Below are 16,871 nucleotides of genomic sequence, written 5' to 3'. Positions count from 1 at the left end.
AACATCGAATCTTGAACATCAATATGTAACGATTGAGATAAGCAATGATGCATGGAAAGGGGAGAGGCTTCAGTGAATATCATGAAGCAAAGCGGCTGGGTAGAGGTTATATGCGGGAGCATGTTTTCCGGAAAATCTGAGGAGCTCATAAGACGGGTTCGCCGTGCTACATACGGTCATTTAAAGGTGAAGGTATTTAAGCCTGTCATAGATAATCGTTATTCGGATGAATCGGTGGTTTCCCACAACGGAAATTCTATTATTGCCAGACCCATCGAACACTCCAGTAACATTTATGATCACATTAATGAAAATGATGACGTCATTGGCATCGATGAAGTCCAGTTCTATGATGAGCAGGTCGTTGCTGTCAGTCAGGACTTAGCGGAACAGGGCTACCGTGTCATCGTAGCGGGCCTCGATTTGGATTTTCGCGGTGAGCCTTTTGGACCGGTTCCTGATTTAATGGCTTTAAGCGAATCCGTAACGAAATTGAACGCCATTTGCCCTGTGTGCGGCTCACCAGCAAGCAGAACTCAGCGATTAATTGATGGCAGACCGGCTTCTTATGATGATCCTGTTATTTTAGTCGGAGCATCCGAATCCTATGAGCCCCGCTGCCGACACCATCATGAAGTGCCAAACAGACCGGAAATCGTGGACAAGCTAAAAAAAACAACCGTTAAATAATTCAGAGTAGAGGCTGTGACGAAAGTGCTCTCGCTAAGAATAAATCTGAACTGTTGATAGGTGTTGGCCTCCGCTACGGAAATATACTTCGCTTTCACCCAAGGGCACAAGTGCGACATCTACTCAAACTCCCTAAGGTCGTTTTCGTAGTGTCTTCTTTGCCGTGGGCGGCTGGTGAGCCTCCTCGCGCTATCGCACTGCGGGGTCTCACCTAGGCCCTCCTCCCACGACGAACAGGACGTTCTAGTGTCGGTGTTGGCACAGGACGTGCCGCTTTTAACCGACCAGGAGTCTACGTATCTTTCCTCCGCTAGGATATCCTGTTATTCGGTTTAGGTGAAGCGAATGAGTGATATCCCGGCCTCTTTTTCAATATTTGAAAACAGGCCGGATGAATTCATAATATTTTAGACTTATTTTATGGTTGATTCCCCCGCTTATAGCTCCTTCAGCAGCCGTTCATCCCCTATTTGCCTCCATCCCAATTTTGACCATTGTACATATCCTATAATATAATAAGTATGGTTTATGAAAAGTAGAGGTGGAGAACATGTTAGAGAAGCTACAATCCATTGAAGATCGTTATGACAAACTAAATGAAATGCTAAGTGATCCTGAAGTTATTAATGATACAAAGAAATTAAGAGAGTATTCCAAAGAACAGGCAGATCTCCAGGAAATTGTGGAAAAGTACCGCCGTTATAAAGAGGTGAAGGATGAGCTGACTGATGCGAAAGCAATGCTTGATGATCAGTTAGATGATGATATGCAGGATATGGTCAAGGAGGAAATTTCCGAATTGACCACCGAGCAGGAGGAACTTGAAGAAACGATGAAAGTTCTGCTCATCCCTAAAGATCCAAATGATGAGAAAAACGTCATTATGGAGGTTCGTGGTGCTGCCGGCGGTGATGAAGCTGCATTGTTTGCGGGAGACTTATTCCGTATGTATTCCCGTTATGCGGAATCCAAGGGCTGGAAAATTGATGTGATTGAGTCCCATGAATCAGATGTTGGCGGCTTTAAAGAAATTATTTTTATGGTAAACGGAAACGGTGCCTATTCCAAATTAAAATTTGAAAATGGAGCCCATCGTGTTCAGCGTGTTCCGGAGACAGAATCCGGGGGACGTATTCATACGTCGACTGCAACGGTAGCCGCATTGCCGGAAGCGGAAGAAGTTGAAGTGGATATTAATGAAAAGGATATTCGTGTCGATACGTTTGCATCCAGTGGTCCAGGCGGGCAAAGTGTAAACACGACCATGTCAGCTGTCCGTCTTACCCACGAACCAACAGGCATTGTGGTGTCCTGTCAGGATGAAAAATCCCAGATTAAAAACAAGGAGAAGGCCATGAAGGTTCTCCGCGCCCGTGTTTATGAAAAATTCCAACAGGAAGCACAGGAAGAAATTGATGAAACACGTAAATCTGCCGTTGGTTCCGGGGATCGCTCTGAGCGTATCCGTACATACAATTTCCCGCAGTCCCGTGTGACAGATCATCGTATAGGCTTAACCATTCAAAAGCTCGATCAGGTTTTACAAGGAAACCTTGATGAAATTACGGAAGCACTCATTATTGAAGAGCAGACCAACAGACTTGAAGAAATCGGTGATTAATGTGACAGCATTTTCAAACCTTTGGGAGGCCCGCCGCTGGGCTTCCCTTTTTTTAAAAGAGCATAACCGTGAAGAAGGCGTAGCCGATTTGCTGCTAATGGATCTTATGTCGATGTCAAAAGCCCAGCTCCTGGCAGCGATGCGGGATGACTTTCCACAGGCCGTTCAGGACACATTTATCAAACAGATTTATCAACATGTGGAAAACGGTACGCCGGTTCAGCATTTGACAGGCTATGCCCATTTTTACGGGCGGAATTTTACCGTAAGCCCGGCTGTTCTCATCCCCCGTCCGGAAACCGAGGAGCTCGTCCAGCTTGCTCTCGGACAGATTGCTCAGGAATTTAAGGACAAGCAGCCTGTAAAGGTTATCGATGTGGGAACAGGCTCTGGAATTATTGCCATCACTCTGAAAAAGGAGCATCCATCCCTGCAGGTACAGGGTGTGGATATCTCAGCGGATGCTTTAAATGTGGCCAGGCAAAATGCGCAAGAACTTGAAGCTGATGTTGAATTTTTAAAGGGTGATTTTTTAACACCATTCATAAATGCCGGGCAAAAGGCAGAAGTTATTATTTCCAATCCTCCCTACATACCGCCGGAAGATGAAGCAAGCCTGGACGATGTAGTCCGTTTGCATGATCCCGGATTGGCGCTGTTTGCCGAGGATAACGGATTGGCCGCCTATAAAAGAATCATCGAGCAGCTTCCGAAAGTCGTGGCAGACAGTGCCCTGGTCGCCTTTGAAATTGGTGACAAACAGGGCGGGGCTGTAAAGAATCTGCTCCAATCCACCTTCCCGAATGTTGAGCCAAAAGTCGTTCAGGATATTAATCAGAAGGATCGAATCGTCTATTCATGGGTCTGATAGATAGATGAGAATAGAAACAGAATCTATCAAACTAAAAATTTTTATATTGGATGTATAAAATGCTAGATTGCTGCCCATACTTGTGACCAGAACGCAAGGTTAAGGGGGCAGAAGAGTCATGAAGAAGTTGATTTTTATCTTTGTAAGTGCATTTATATTTTTTTATAATCCAATGATAGGGTACGGAAATGCTGATGGGAATCAGGGAGAACAATACCAGGTGATCCCGGACGAATCCATTCGCCTTCGAATATTGGCTCATTCCAACAGCGAGAAGGACCAGGAAGTAAAGCATGAAATCCGCAATCAGGTCAATGCAGAAATTACGAAATGGGTGAACGAGCTGAACGATATTGAAGGCGCGCGTGAACTGATTCAATCAAAACTCCCGGAAATAGAAAAGATTGTAGGCACGGTTCTTGAGCAAAACGACATTAAACAAACATTTGATTTAAAATTTGGCGATGTCCAATTCCCGAGCAAACTGTATGGGGGCAAGGTCTATCCGGCCGGAACCTACGAAGCATTGTTAATTACCATTGGTGATGGAAAGGGAGACAACTGGTGGTGCGTACTGTTTCCGCCCCTCTGTTTTCTCGACTTTTCAAATGGGACAACAGTAGCATCCGCCGAGGAAGAATCAGCCACTCCAACACCGGATGAACAAAAGGTCGAAGTTAAATTTTTTGTCATCGACTGGTTCCATAATATTGTAGACTGGATAAAAAATCTATTTTCCTGACATAATTTACTCCCCATTTTCATAGAGTAATACTAGAAATGAAGATGCGGGAGTGATTTTTATGTTAAACATAGTACCAGCAAGCAAATATGATGCCACAACGGTCGAAACGTTTTTTGGTGACCATTGGACAAGCCAGACGAACCGCCACGAGCTGCTTACCCATGGTAGATTTATAGAAATAAACGGCGGCCGCAGAGGATTTTATGCGATCGTTCCCAAAGAAAAGGGAATCGGCCAGCTGCGAACCTTGTATTTTACCGAGCAGCTGCAGGCAAGTCTATTACTTACGCTCATTGACTGGATCAAAGACGAAGCAGCTGAAAATGGCTACCAGCAGCTCATGGTCTTCAGTCACCGTTTATCAACAGATACCCTGTTTGAAACTTGGGGATTCGAAAAAATCACCGGCAAGCCCCCGATTTCTGTGGATAAACCGAGTGAAGAGGGAGAATGGTGGATGACCCCCGTGACATCATCCACAAATGTGGATAAAACCCCTTGATAAATTGTGCAAAACTTGTGTATAACGTGAATAACCTGTGCATAACCCTCCTTCCCTTGTGGATAAGGAGGGTTGTTTTAAGTCTGTAAAGGAGCATCTGTGGAAAAGTGGATGGAAGTGTTTCGGGAAGGGGAGTAGAGTTCGAAACATATTCTTTTAAAAAATCCAAAACCATTCCGCTTCAATCGTTAGATTTCACTTGACTTGCCAACGCCCCCTCAACAAGCCCATAATAGAGTACAGAAAAAATTCATCTGGGAGTGCCGGAAATGACAGACAGACCATACGAGACAAAATACTGGAACGTTCAGCAAGAAGAAATTCAGGAAACAAACGAAAACATTCGGGAAGCAGCTGCGGCTATCCAGAGTCAGGAGGCGGTAGCTTTTCCGACTGAAACTGTTTATGGATTGGGGGCGGATGCGACAACTCCGGAAGCTGTGGATAAAATTTTTCAAGCCAAGGGCCGGCCTGGGGATAACCCGTTAATCGTCCATATTGCCACCCGTGAGCAGGTGGAAACGGTAGCTGAAAACATTCCCGATCAGGCACGCAAACTTATGGATGCATTCTGGCCGGGTCCATTAACGATTATTTTAAAGAGTAATGGATCAGCCGCGGAAAATGTAACGGCCGGTTTATCCACAGTAGGGATCAGGATGCCGGATCATCCTGTAGCCCAGGCGCTGCTTAAGGCCTGCGCGCTTCCGGTTGCTGCGCCAAGTGCCAACCAATCCGGCCGGCCAAGTCCTACGACTGCCAAGCATGTATTAGATGATTTAACCGGAAAAATTTACGGAGTTGTAGACGGGGGAGCAACTGGAGTAGGGGTGGAATCAACGGTTGTGGATTGTACAGGAGAGACCGCCGTTATCCTTCGTCCGGGAGGCGCTACAAAGGAGGACCTTGAGGCAGTCATTGGTCCGGTCAAAACAGCCACCGATTTTAAAAATGAAAAAGAACAACCCAAAGCACCCGGGATGAAATATACCCATTATGCCCCGGATGCCCCTTTTTGGTTAGTTGAGGGTGGAGTTGATGAAGTGCAGCAGGAAATCAATCGCCTGAATAAAGAGGGACACACGGTCGGTCTCATTGCCAGTGAGGAGCACACCGATCAGTATCAGGGCGCCACGGTCAGAAGCTGTGGATCACAGGAAAATTTGCATGAAGTGGCCCATAAAATATACGATTGCCTGCGATTCTTTAACGACTCCTCTGTGGATATAATCCTTGGGGAAACCTTTCCGAAAAAGGGAGTAGGTGTTGCCGTGATGAACCGGCTGGAAAAAGCAGCAACGAAAATCATAAAGTGAGACTTTAAACAGCTAGTCTAAACCGAACCCTCCCCGCATATATTGGAGGTAGCATGTCCGAGGAGGGTTCACATGATTTCATATGTAATCGGAGAATGGCTGACCTTATCATTAATGGCCATTGCAGTCGGAATGGATGCATTTTCAGTCAGTTTAGGAATGGGAATGCTCAATCTCCGCCTGCGGAAAATCGCTTTTATAGGAATATTAATTGGAATTTTCCATATTTTCATGCCGTTTTTCGGGATCGTACTTGGAAATATTTTATCGGAAAAATTCGGATCTTTCGCCATCTATGTGGGGGGAATCCTCCTCATTGTATTAGGCATCCAAATGTTTATCCATTCCTTTTCAGAGCAGAACAATACCTACTTAGTAAGAGGGTTAGGCTTATTCCTGTTTGCTCTCACCGTCAGCCTGGACAGCTTTTCTGTGGGACTGAGTCTGGGCATGTTCGGCGTCCGGACCGTTGTAGCCCTGTTTTTGTTCGGCTTTTTCAGCATGGTGCTCACCTGGCTCGGCTTTATTCTCGCCCGGAAAGCGTCCAGTCTGCTTGGCTCCTACAGTGAAGTGCTCGGCGGAAGCATCCTCTGTGCGTTTGGGATACAGCTGTTATTGTAAGTGGTAAATTCGGAGCTGTTGCGACTGAGGCTGTTGCTGAGATCGAGGGCGGCGGAATGGAACGTGATTCGGCCTGAAATTGTGGAGCGTGATCCGTGGTGATCCGTCCTGAAATTGTGGAATTGATCCGATTTTTATAAAATTCGTCTATTTTATCCAAAATCAATCCGCTCAAGCTCGGGATTAAGCCTGTTTTCGAAATAATTAATCCAATTCCGGAAATAATTAATCCTGTTTTAAAAATGATTCGTCCAATGTCATAAGAATTAATCCGATTTTACAGGTATTCATCCGGAATATTATTTATTGAGCTAACAATCACTTTTATCGGCGCACGTCCCGGGATTTGAGCGGAAAAAATCGGAATCAATCCGCTCACCCCCGGGATTAAGCCACCACGCCCCGCCCAATCCGCTCCACACCATACTCCGGCAGGCTCACCAACACTTATCCATACCATCTCCCATATCCACCCGAAAAGTGACAGCTCTCCCTGTTTAATGATATATTTTGGCTAAGAAGAAATGAGGGGGTACCAGCATGAATCATATACTGTTTGTCTGTACGGGAAACACGTGTCGAAGTCCAATGGCAGAAGCACTTTTAAAGCATAAATATAAAGATGCTGAAGTGAAGTCGGCGGGTCTTTTTGCCGGACAGGGAGCACCTGCATCTCCGCAGACAGAGGAAATCCTTGCGCAAAAAGGAATCCGGCTTAATCATCAATCCCAGCCCCTGACTCCCGATCTCGTTGAGTGGTCGGATGTGATCCTGACCATGACGGCCAATCATAAGCAATCTATCATCATGCAGTATCCAGCAGCTGAGGAAAAGGTATTTACTTTAAAGGAATATGTGGATGACAGCCAGCAGAAAATCTGGCAGGAGCTTAAGGAGGCGTATGCAACCCTCGAGAGTCATCGAGCACTTCTCAAATCCTCCAGCAACCAGGCATTCTCTGAAGAAGTAGAAGAAATTCAGGAAAAAATCGATCATCTGGAAAAACAGATGGACAGTCAGGATATTCAGGATCCATTTGGCGGAGATGTGAACGTTTATCGAAAAACCCTGGAAGAACTCGAAAAATATATTGAACTTCTTGTAAAAAAGTTGGACAATGGAAATAAGTAGGGAATCGGGAAACAGGGGGAGACGAGAATGACAGAAAAGCACCGTTTTAGCTTGAGGGTAAAGCTTGTCATTTTCATAACGGTTTTAGCTCTTATTACATACGGGACGAGCGCCTTCTTTATTTATGTACTAAGTGACTTTTTGCAATCGTTTTTAGGAGTATCGGAGGCAGTTTATACAATCCTGGTATTACTGCTCGGGATTTTCTGGTCAGGGATTTTGGCTTATTTTGCAGCGGGCCTGATTATTAAACCATTGTTGAAACTAAAGGATGCTGCCACAGAAGCAGCGAGCGGCAATATTGCAGAGGATGCCGATGTGTCAAAATCGGATGATGAAATTCGTTCACTTGGGGTAGCATTTAATACCATGCTGGCCAGTTTGCGTGGTATCATAACGAATATAGAGAAAAATTTTGATCAGACCATTCAGTCCGTGGGCGCCATCAGGGAATCGGCTATGAATGCGGAACAGCAGGCGACGTCCATTTACACTGCTGACATCCTTTTGAGTATTGGTAATAAATCCGGAAATATTCTGCACAGCATTTGAGCTTTCATCCGCCAGCTTACGAACTTCTTCGGCGACAACCGCAAAGCCCTGGCCATGCTCCCCGGCTCTGGCCGCTTCAATCGAGGCATTTAAGGCTAAAAGATTGGTCTGTTCAGCAATTTCCCCGTCCCAGACTATCACGGAGATTGCCTCAGGTGCCGAAAACTCTTCGTCATCGATTTTACAAACGGCAGATTCAGTAGAGGAAGCAACAAGATTGGCCAGAGAGGTCCAGGAAAAGGCTAAGCATTCCCATTCCCTGTCACAGGGGATGCTGGAGACGCTTGACCAGTCTAAAGGGATTATCGGAAAGCTCGTTACAAGTGTGCAGAATATCTCTAAAGACCAGGAAAACTCTTTGGAAGCGGTGGAACGTCTGGAGAATAATGCGACAGAGGTTGAAAAGATTATTACATTAGTGGTAGAGCGGATCCAAGGTCAGGTCAGCTATGCCAGACAGGAAGCTTCTAAAGGGGAAGAATCCAACGTCGCTATTGCCAACGTATCGTCCTCGGTCAACGAGGTGGCAGATGCTGTCGGACATATTTCTGACCTGATGGATAAACAACTAGAAACAATGGAAGCAACATCAAAGGAATCTCAAGAAGTTGCAGCAATTGCCGAGGAAACGACGGCTGGTACGGAAGAAGTAAGTGCTTCGATTCAGGAGCAGAATGCCGTTATTGAAGAAATCAGTCAAATGGCTGCCCAATTGGAACAGCAGGCGCAGCAGCTGAATAGGCAAATTCATAAATTCGAAAAATAGAGAAAGGAGCTGACCGCTATGAAAATTGTACTCGCATCCGATCACGGTGGTGTCAATCTGCGCCAGGAAATTGCAGGTCTTTTGCAGGAAATGAATATAGAGTATGACGATATGGGCTGTGACTGTGAAGGCTCCGTTGATTATCCTGACTATGGAATCCCGGCCGCGGAAAAGGTTGCAGCTGGAGACTATGATTTAGGGATTTTAATTTGCGGAACAGGCATCGGCATGACCATCTCTGCCAACAAAGTAAAAGGAATCCGCTGTGCTCTTGTTCACGATGTATTCAGTGCGAAAATGACAAAGGCGCACAACAATGCCAACGTGATTGCCATGGGAGAGCGTGTAATTGGATCTGGATTGGCAAAAGAGATTGTAAAAGCATGGCTGGAGACCGAATTTGAAGGCGGCCGCCATGAAAACCGCATCGGAAAAATCACGGAGTACGAGAATAAGTAAGTTTTTAACAAAATTACGGAAGAGACAGGGCATGCGCCAAGCTCAGGCTGCCCCGTCTTTTCGCGGAATCAGGTGATGGACTATGACTGATTTACAGACAGAAATCAAAAGTCATCTCAAGGAACTGGTTGACGATTGGCGCAGAAGTGAGTATTTACAGCCAGGTCAGCTGTTTGTCCTGGGCTGTTCGACCAGTGAAGTTGCCGGGGAAAGAATCGGGACCTCAGGCAGCGAAGAGATTGCCAGCGTTATTTTTCAGGAAATGCAGAGGCTGCAAAAAGAGAGCGGTATCCACCTGGCGTTTCAATGCTGTGAACATTTAAATCGTTCCCTGGTTGTGGAGCAGAAGGCGATGGAAAAATACGCACTCACTGAAGTGTCTGCTGTACCCGTACCAAAGGCAGGCGGATCGATGGCAGCCTATGCGTATCAGCATATGGAGCAGCCTGTATTGGTCGAATCCATCACGGCCCATGCAGGAATGGATATTGGGGATACGTTTATTGGTATGCACTTAAAGCCTGTAGCTGTCCCGGTGCGGTTAAGCCGGAAAACCCTTGGGGAAGCCCATGTTACAGCCGCCTATACCCGTCCAAAACTAATCGGAGGCGAGCGGGCGGTTTATTCTTTATCACGTATTAACTGGCCGTAATACCCCCACTTCAAGGCTTGAGGGTAAACCAACAAAAATAAGTGGGGGATAAACGGCCAGTAAATCCCTGATAAGTTCAACTAACAAGAAAAGCGGAGGCGACCGGTTAGATCATGCGGGATAAGACGAAGACATGGAGTGGCATGGGCTTGGCCACGGAATGGCTTTGGCTTATATCCGCCTTGACCTGGGAGCCGCAGCTGGCCAAATCATGGGGGATGGAGACCCCCCACTGATGGAAGTTTCACTTTATCAGAACAAGACTCATTAAACCATACATGTGATTAATCATGTGAGGAGGAGAAAGCTGTGGAGCATTTACAAAACGTAGATCCGGAAATCTTGGAAGCGATTGAGAAGGAAAAAAAGCGACAGCAGGATAAAATTGAACTGATTGCATCGGAAAATTTTGTCTCGGAAGCCGTGATGGAAGCAGCAGGATCCGTCATGACCAACAAATATGCAGAGGGCTACCCAGGTCGCCGCTATTACGGAGGCTGTGAGTATGTCGATGTTGCCGAAAATTTAGCCCGTGACCGCGCGAAGAAGCTGTTCGGTGCGGACCATGTCAACGTACAGCCTCACTCCGGTGCCCAGGCAAATATGGCCGTCTACTTCACGGTTCTTGAACCAGGAGACACCGTGTTAGGCATGAACTTAAACCATGGGGGTCACTTAACCCACGGCAGTCCAGTTAACTTTAGCGGAACCCTTTACAACTTTGTAGACTATGGGGTGGATGAGGACAGCGAACAAATTGATTACGAGGCTGTTTTAGCGAAAGCAAAAGAGGTACAGCCAAAGCTTATTGTGGCTGGAGCCAGTGCCTATCCACGGGAAATCGACTTTGCAAAATTCCGGGAAATTGCCGATGAAGTTGGCGCATACTTAATGGTCGACATGGCCCATATTGCCGGACTTGTCGCCACAGGTCTTCATCCTAATCCGGTTCCACAGGCCCATTTTGTCACAACAACCACCCATAAAACTCTTCGGGGACCGCGGGGCGGAATGGTTCTCTGCCAGGAGGAATTCGCGAAGAAACTGGATAAATCCGTTTTCCCTGGCATTCAGGGCGGACCACTCATGCATATTATTGCTGCCAAGGCTGTTGCGTTAAAAGAGGCGCTTGAGCCAGGCTTTAAGGAGTATGCACAGCAAATCATTGACAACGCCAAACGTCTGGGTGAATCCCTGACGAATGAAGGGGTCCGAGTCGTTTCTGGTGGTACAGACAACCATTTACTATTGCTCGATCTGCGCCCACTTGAACTTACCGGAAAAACAGCAGAAAAAGCCCTTGATGAAGTAGGAATTACGGCTAATAAAAATACGATTCCATTTGATCCGGAAAGCCCATTTGTAACCAGTGGTATTCGGATTGGAACCGCAGCCGTCACCACCCGCGGCTTTGATGTGGAGGCGATGGATGAAATTGCGGCTGTCATCGCACTGACGTTAAAAAATACAGAAGACGAAGAGAAGCTGAAGGAAGCAAAACAACGTGTAGCAGCCTTAACAGCGAAATATCCGCTGTATGAGGAGTAGATTTGTTTTGCCGGCCTGTCACGGAAAAGCGGGACGTTCTCAGCCCGTGACCTGGCGACCTGTGGCTGAGGCTGATTCCGGGGCAGAGCATGCCCGGCAGCTGAATAGAGAAAGACTGGCAAAGGACGATAGATGCCAGTCTTTTTTGTGAGGGATTTTGGGATGATCCGCTGATCCCGGCAGTCAGCAACAGAGAATAGCCCGCCAGCTGTAACGATTATGCCGGCACAATTATGAAACTTTTCAGAAATCCGTGATTCGGTTGAAACGACGATTTTATTTCAGTACAATTTGTAGGATATATCTTTTAATAAAGGAGAGTTCGGCTCATGGGAAAAGTGTACGTATTTGACCATCCATTGATTCAGCACAAATTAACATTTATTCGTGATAAAAGTACGGGAACCAAAGAATTCAGAGAGCTTGTTGATGAGGTTGCCACGCTGATGGCTTTTGAAATCACACGGGATCTGCCCCTTCAGGAGGTCACCATTGATACCCCTGTGGAGACGGCAACATCAAAAGTATTAGCGGGTAAGAAGCTTGGACTTATTCCGATTTTACGTGCAGGTTTAGGCATGACCGATGGAATTTTACAGCTGATTCCAGCCGCGAAAGTAGGACATGTTGGCTTATATCGTGATCCGGAAACACTCCAGCCTGTGGAATACTATGTAAAATTACCATCTGATATTGAAGAGCGCGAACTGATTGTGATTGACCCAATGCTTGCGACAGGTGGTTCAGCGATTGAAGCGATTCATTCCCTGAAAAAACGTGGCGCAAAGCAGATCCGTCTCATGTGTCTGATCGCAGCACCTGAAGGCGTTGAGGCAGTGAAAGAAGCGCATCCGGATATTGATATTTACCTGGCTGCACTCGACGAAAAGTTAAATGAAAAAGGCTACATAATTCCAGGTCTTGGGGATGCCGGAGACCGCTTATACGGCACGAAGTAATTTTTTGAAAGTTAGGGAGTGGGGAGAAGTGAACAGGCGCCTTCGAGTAATGACGATTTTTGGAACCAGACCTGAAGCTATCAAAATGGCACCCTTGGTTTTAGAATTGAAAAAGCGCAACAAGCAATTTGAACCCATTGTAACCGTTACTGCCCAGCACCGGGAAATGCTGGATCAGGTCCTGGGCCTTTTCGGAATTGAACCAGATTTTGATTTGAATATTATGAAACAGCGGCAGACACTGGTTGAAATAACAACGAGGGCTCTTGAAGGTCTCGATCAAGTTATGAAGGAAACCGCGCCTGACATGGTTTTGGTCCATGGGGATACGACAACCACCTTCACAGCAAGCCTGGCCGCCTATTATAATCAGATTCCGGTTGGTCATGTGGAGGCAGGCCTGCGCACCTGGAATAAATATTCTCCTTTCCCGGAAGAAATGAACCGTCAGCTAACAGGAGTTATGGCCGATCTGCATTTTGCACCGACCCATCAGGCTGAGCAGAACCTGCTTCAGGAAGGAAAACAGCGGAAACAGATTTTCGTCACAGGAAATACGGCCATTGATGCTTTAAAAACAACGGTCCGGCCTGATTATAAACACGAGGGATTAAAAAAGGCGGAAGGAAAACGACTGGTACTGGTGACGGCCCATCGCCGGGAAAATTTGGGTGGAAAAATGGAGCAGATGTTTCGTTCAATCAAACGTTTGACTGACAAGCATGAGGATATCCAGGTCATCTATCCTGTTCATCTGAATCCTGTCGTTCAGCAGACGGCAAAGGAAATTCTGGGAGATCATGACCGTATTGACCTCATCGAACCTCTCGAGGTCCTGGATTTTCATAATTTTGCCGCCAGAAGTCACTTTATCCTGACCGATTCAGGAGGGGTCCAGGAGGAAGCACCGTCCCTCGGTGTGCCGGTCCTCGTTCTCAGGGACACAACCGAAAGACCTGAAGGCGTGGAAGCCGGCACATTGAAACTCGCAGGCACGGAGGAAGAGGCGATTTTCACCATGGCCGATGAACTGCTTTCGGATGAAGCAGCCCACGCACGGATGGCCCGCGCCTCCAATCCATATGGTGACGGACAGGCCTCCGGAAGAATCGCAGACGCAATTATATCCCACTTTAATGAGAAGTGAAAATTAGATAGACCTGACTGCTTTTGTATAACCTGACTCTTTGGAGGGTCAGGTTTTTGTTTTGGTTTGAGAAAATTTATATTGTGTCTGGATTGATGTGGCTTAAATACCGGTGGGTTGGCATAATAACAGGAAGTGTGGCTTAATTCCGGAAATCCAGGCCGAAAAACCGCCTCTCCCGGCTAAATTCCGAAATCCAGGCCATACCCCACCGCAACCATCTGAATAATCCCCGGCCCCACAGCAAAAACTAATAAGAAAAAAGTGGGAGCGTATCAACAATGAACATTAAAGCCATCACTCATACGACCATTATTCTTTTCATCGTCACAGCAGCCATTTTCATGCCCATGAATCCCCAAAATAAGGTTACCGCTCTGGAGGAGGAGGTTTCAGTTATTGTTGAAGTGGAGGGGGATCCCTATAAATGGAAGGATTACATAGAAGACTATCATCCATTCGTGGAAGTTGTACATGTGTATGATACGCTGCTTAACGCCCTGGCGATTAAAGGGGAAGCGAAGGATGTTTATGGTATTGACAAGGAAGATTTTATCCAGCATGTGTTTCCGGCACAAAAATATGAAGTTCCCCAGCCGTCATTGCAATCCAATCAGCAGACAGAGAAAGGAGAACAATCAGACCGTTCTGAAGCAGAAAAAGCTTCCGAATCACCTGCGAAACAAAACCAAAGTCCGCAAAACGCTGATGCCATAGAGCCCCCTGACCGCCCGGTAGATTCCGAATATACCGGGGAAGGCATCAAGGTCGGTGTGATTGATACTGGTATCGCCTACGAACATCCGGATTTGAAAGCAAATTATCACGGCGGCTATGACGTCGTGGAATTTGATGAGGACCCGATGGAAACCCTCCCAACCCAAGGTCCGCCGACATTACACGGCTCCCATGTGTCGGGTATTATTGCCGCTAATGGGGAGATGAAGGGTGTGGCACCGGATGCGGACATCTATGCCTACCGCGCGCTCGGCCCGGGTGGTGTGGGTTCGTCCGTTGGGATTATTGCGGCTATAGAGCGGGCGGTAGAAGATGGCATGGATATCATTAATCTGTCTCTCGGAAGCACCGTTAATAGTCCGGACTGGCCGACAAGTATGGCTGTTAATCAAGCGATTGATCAAGGGGTAGCGGTGGTGATTGCCAATGGAAACTCCGGCCCTGAAAACTGGACGGTTTCATCACCTGCCACATCCGTCAAGGCTCTATCTGTAGGAGCATCCATTACAGAAATGAAAATACCTTATGTAACCGCGCCACTGGATGATAAAGCAATTGGCTTAACCCCAATGATGGGTGCGCCTGAATGGAATCTTCAAAAACCCTATAAATTGGTGGATGGAGGCTTAGGCAAAGAGCCCGTTGAGAATGCAGAAGGAAAAATCGTGCTCTTTGAACGAGGTGACATTCCCTTTACGGAAAAAGTACAGAAGGCAGAAGAAGCAGGAGCCGTCGCAGCGATTATTTATAATAATGAAAAAGGAAAGCTGGAAGGTGGCTTGACCGTGCCGCCATCGATTCCGGTTGCTGCCGTTTCAAAAAAGAATGGGAAATGGCTGCTGGAAAAAGCGGAAAAAGATTTGTGGCTTCGTACCTCCTACAAGCATATGGAGGATAAACTGGCCTCCTTCAGCTCTAAAGGTCCGGTTGTCGCCAATTGGGATATTAAACCGGAAGTGCTCGCTCCTGGGGTAAACATTGCAAGTACAGTTCCCGGGGGCTATCAGGAGCTGCAGGGTACGAGTATGGCGGCCCCGTTTGTTACGGGGGTTCTTGCCCTGATTAAAGAGGCCCATCCGGATTGGAGTCCGGAAAGGATGAAGGCAGCTGTTCTCTCAACCGCAATCCCCTTCAAAAATGAAGAGGGGGGCTTATATGCTCCCATTGCACAGGGGATGGGGGAAATTCAGCCGGAAAAAAGCATTAACCCGGAAGTTCTCATCCATGGAAGCCGGCTTACGTTTGGAAAAGTTACGAAAAGAAATGAAACGAAAACGGTAAATATGATGATTGAAAACCGATCAGATCAAAAGAGAAAGTTCCGATTTGAGATTCCGGATGATTCAGAGGGGGTAACGTGGGATGTTCCGCAGACCTTTTATTTAAAGCCGGGCGAGAAAAAGAAAATCAGCATAAATCTTCGGGTACATTCTGGAAATTTAGAAAAAGGAATGCATCAAGGCTGGCTGACCCTATATAATGAAAACAAACCCAGAAAGCTGCCCTACTTATTTGTCAATAAAACGGCCGACTATCCCAAAATTGATGGATTGGAGCTGTCAGTCTCACCATTTGAACAAAATCAGCTAAAATACCGGATGTATCTGCCTGATGGTGCGGATCAGTTAACGATTGATCTTTATGATCCGGAAACTCTGCGCTATATAAAAACCATTGTTCGGGAAAAAGATGTAGAAGCGGGGATGATCGACGGGATTATCCCAAGAAAAGAAGTAGGGGAAGATCATTATCTTGCACTTGTCAAGGTGTTAAACGGCCAAAAATACAGTTCAATTGTGACAGATTTTCAACTTTTACAGCACCCATCCGAATTTTAAATTGTGATATTATTGACACAAAAAGGGGACTATTGTATGCTAATCTAGGTGTATGATAGGGTTTTCACATAAAGGAATTTGAATGAATAACCCATGGAGGTGGCCTCATGGGTAAGGATCAAAAGCCTTTTCATGCCTTTGCGTTGACAAGTGCGATTGTTTCCTGTTTGTCAGGGAGTACGCTGGTGGGCATTTTTTTTGGCAGATGGATTGACCAGAAGCTTGGAACATCACCGACTTTTCTGATTATTGGACTTTTTATTGGCTTGGGTGCAGGGGTTTATGGCACAATTAACTTAGTCAATAAATACACAGGAGATAACTGACATGCAGCAATACAAGGTGATGGTCAATCGACAACGAAAATGGATGCTCTATATACTGGCCCTCTTTGTTCTTGGGTGGGGATTTTCGCCTTATCCCAAAATATTTTTAAGCCTGATCTTAGGCTCCTCTTTAAGCTTTTTTAACCTCTGGCTGATACAACGCAAGGTTAATCAGGTTGGACATGCTGCATCCAAAAACGTAACTTCCCGGGCAATCGGGACGTTTTCACGCTTTGCAAGTGCAGCACTCGCGGTGGTCATAACCATCCGCTACCCGCAATATTTCCAGGTAATACCCGTTGTATTGGGATTAATGACATCTTACTTTGTCATTATCATAGATTATGCACTACATCTAAAAGATTTAAACCCTAGGAAGTGAGGTGAAA

Annotated in this window: 20 protein-coding genes and 1 pseudogene; 19 read left to right on the top strand and 2 right to left on the bottom strand. The window is 46.4% G+C overall.

Annotated elements, in window-relative coordinates; translation table 11 throughout:
* Window positions 1–72 precede the first annotated feature (72 nt).
* From ABD006_RS05600 to ABD006_RS05570, 7 genes are all read left to right on the top strand, one after another.
* On the top strand, window positions 73–690 hold the full coding sequence (locus ABD006_RS05600) for a thymidine kinase (protein ID WP_343838540.1): 618 nt from the start codon (window positions 73–75) through the stop codon (window positions 688–690).
* A gap of 550 nt (window positions 691–1,240) precedes the next feature.
* A complete protein-coding gene (prfA, locus tag ABD006_RS05595; protein WP_343838539.1) occupies window positions 1,241–2,311 on the top strand; it encodes a peptide chain release factor 1 in 1,071 nt (356 codons plus the stop codon).
* Window positions 2,304–3,179 (top strand): peptide chain release factor N(5)-glutamine methyltransferase, encoded by an 876-nt coding sequence (gene prmC / locus ABD006_RS05590; RefSeq protein WP_343838538.1) that lies wholly within the window; start codon window positions 2,304–2,306, stop codon window positions 3,177–3,179. Before prfA ends, prmC begins: the two co-directional genes overlap by 8 nt.
* A gap of 121 nt (window positions 3,180–3,300) precedes the next feature.
* Entirely contained in the window at window positions 3,301–3,924 is a 624-nt protein-coding gene (gene spoIIR, locus ABD006_RS05585) for a stage II sporulation protein R (protein ID WP_343838537.1), read from the top strand.
* Between the two features lie 61 nt (window positions 3,925–3,985).
* A complete protein-coding gene (locus tag ABD006_RS05580) occupies window positions 3,986–4,429 on the top strand; it encodes a GNAT family N-acetyltransferase (RefSeq protein ID WP_343838536.1) in 444 nt (147 codons plus the stop codon).
* A 269-nt stretch (window positions 4,430–4,698) separates the two neighbouring features.
* Window positions 4,699–5,745, top strand: a complete 1,047-nt coding sequence (locus ABD006_RS05575; RefSeq protein ID WP_343838535.1) for an L-threonylcarbamoyladenylate synthase — start codon at window positions 4,699–4,701, stop codon at window positions 5,743–5,745.
* Between the two features lie 75 nt (window positions 5,746–5,820).
* Window positions 5,821–6,366 (top strand): manganese efflux pump MntP, encoded by a 546-nt coding sequence (locus ABD006_RS05570; protein WP_343839022.1) that lies wholly within the window; start codon window positions 5,821–5,823, stop codon window positions 6,364–6,366.
* Window positions 6,367–6,643: 277 nt separating this feature from the next.
* Here ABD006_RS05570 and ABD006_RS05565 read toward each other — a convergent pair whose 3' ends face one another.
* Window positions 6,644–6,826: a hypothetical protein gene (locus ABD006_RS05565; protein WP_343838534.1), complete on the bottom strand. Its 183-nt coding sequence runs from the start codon at window positions 6,824–6,826 to the stop codon at window positions 6,644–6,646.
* An 80-nt stretch (window positions 6,827–6,906) separates the two neighbouring features.
* Between ABD006_RS05565 and ABD006_RS05560 the strand changes: the two genes are divergently transcribed.
* Together ABD006_RS05560 and ABD006_RS05555 are read left to right on the top strand one after the other, a co-directional pair.
* Complete coding sequence (locus tag ABD006_RS05560; RefSeq protein WP_343838533.1) at window positions 6,907–7,497, top strand: low molecular weight protein arginine phosphatase; 591 nt, start codon at window positions 6,907–6,909, stop codon at window positions 7,495–7,497.
* Between the two features lie 27 nt (window positions 7,498–7,524).
* Window positions 7,525–8,049, top strand: coding sequence for a HAMP domain-containing protein (locus tag ABD006_RS05555; RefSeq protein ID WP_343838532.1), 525 nt, complete (start codon window positions 7,525–7,527; stop codon window positions 8,047–8,049).
* On the opposite strand, the pseudogene ABD006_RS05550 reads toward ABD006_RS05555, so the two are convergent.
* Window positions 8,025–8,169 (bottom strand): annotated as a pseudogene (locus ABD006_RS05550) (methyl-accepting chemotaxis protein); the annotation flags it as partial. The gene ABD006_RS05555 and the pseudogene ABD006_RS05550 overlap by 25 nt on opposite strands.
* A 97-nt stretch (window positions 8,170–8,266) precedes the next feature.
* Here ABD006_RS05550 and ABD006_RS17975 point away from each other — a divergent pair.
* The 10 genes from ABD006_RS17975 to ABD006_RS05505 all read left to right on the top strand — a co-directional run bounded on the left by ABD006_RS17975 (window position 8,267) and on the right by ABD006_RS05505 (window position 16,864).
* Complete coding sequence (locus tag ABD006_RS17975) at window positions 8,267–8,815, top strand: hypothetical protein (RefSeq protein WP_425542189.1); 549 nt, start codon at window positions 8,267–8,269, stop codon at window positions 8,813–8,815.
* An 18-nt stretch (window positions 8,816–8,833) separates the two neighbouring features.
* The gene (gene rpiB / locus ABD006_RS05545; RefSeq protein ID WP_343838531.1) at window positions 8,834–9,274 is read left to right on the top strand and encodes a ribose 5-phosphate isomerase B; all 441 of its coding nucleotides are present in this window, start codon (window positions 8,834–8,836) and stop codon (window positions 9,272–9,274) included.
* A gap of 82 nt (window positions 9,275–9,356) precedes the next feature.
* Window positions 9,357–9,926 carry a TIGR01440 family protein gene (locus ABD006_RS05540; protein ID WP_343838530.1) on the top strand — a complete coding sequence of 190 codons (570 nt, stop codon included), beginning with the start codon at window positions 9,357–9,359 and terminating at the stop codon, window positions 9,924–9,926.
* Between the two features lie 133 nt (window positions 9,927–10,059).
* Entirely contained in the window at window positions 10,060–10,197 is a 138-nt protein-coding gene (locus ABD006_RS05535; RefSeq protein WP_343838529.1) for a hypothetical protein, read from the top strand.
* 38 nt (window positions 10,198–10,235) lie between these two features.
* A complete protein-coding gene (locus ABD006_RS05530; protein WP_343838528.1) occupies window positions 10,236–11,474 on the top strand; it encodes a serine hydroxymethyltransferase in 1,239 nt (412 codons plus the stop codon).
* Between the two features lie 329 nt (window positions 11,475–11,803).
* Window positions 11,804–12,433, top strand: a complete 630-nt coding sequence (gene upp, locus ABD006_RS05525) for a uracil phosphoribosyltransferase (protein ID WP_343838527.1) — start codon at window positions 11,804–11,806, stop codon at window positions 12,431–12,433.
* 28 nt (window positions 12,434–12,461) lie between these two features.
* Window positions 12,462–13,580, top strand: a complete 1,119-nt coding sequence (wecB, locus tag ABD006_RS05520; RefSeq protein ID WP_343838526.1) for a non-hydrolyzing UDP-N-acetylglucosamine 2-epimerase — start codon at window positions 12,462–12,464, stop codon at window positions 13,578–13,580.
* A gap of 281 nt (window positions 13,581–13,861) precedes the next feature.
* On the top strand, window positions 13,862–16,156 hold the full coding sequence (locus tag ABD006_RS05515) for a S8 family serine peptidase (protein WP_343838525.1): 2,295 nt from the start codon (window positions 13,862–13,864) through the stop codon (window positions 16,154–16,156).
* 107 nt (window positions 16,157–16,263) lie between these two features.
* Window positions 16,264–16,482 (top strand): AtpZ/AtpI family protein, encoded by a 219-nt coding sequence (locus tag ABD006_RS05510; protein ID WP_343838524.1) that lies wholly within the window; start codon window positions 16,264–16,266, stop codon window positions 16,480–16,482.
* A 1-nt stretch (window position 16,483) separates the two neighbouring features.
* Window positions 16,484–16,864: an ATP synthase subunit I gene (locus tag ABD006_RS05505; protein ID WP_044162400.1), complete on the top strand. Its 381-nt coding sequence runs from the start codon at window positions 16,484–16,486 to the stop codon at window positions 16,862–16,864.
* Window positions 16,865–16,871 lie beyond the last annotated feature (7 nt).

Origin of the sequence: Salinibacillus aidingensis (assembly GCF_039522525.1) — a bacterium.
In the GTDB taxonomy this organism is placed as follows: Bacteria; Bacillota; Bacilli; order Bacillales; family Alkalibacillaceae; genus Salinibacillus; species Salinibacillus aidingensis.
This window is presented reverse-complemented; position numbering and strand designations above follow the sequence as displayed.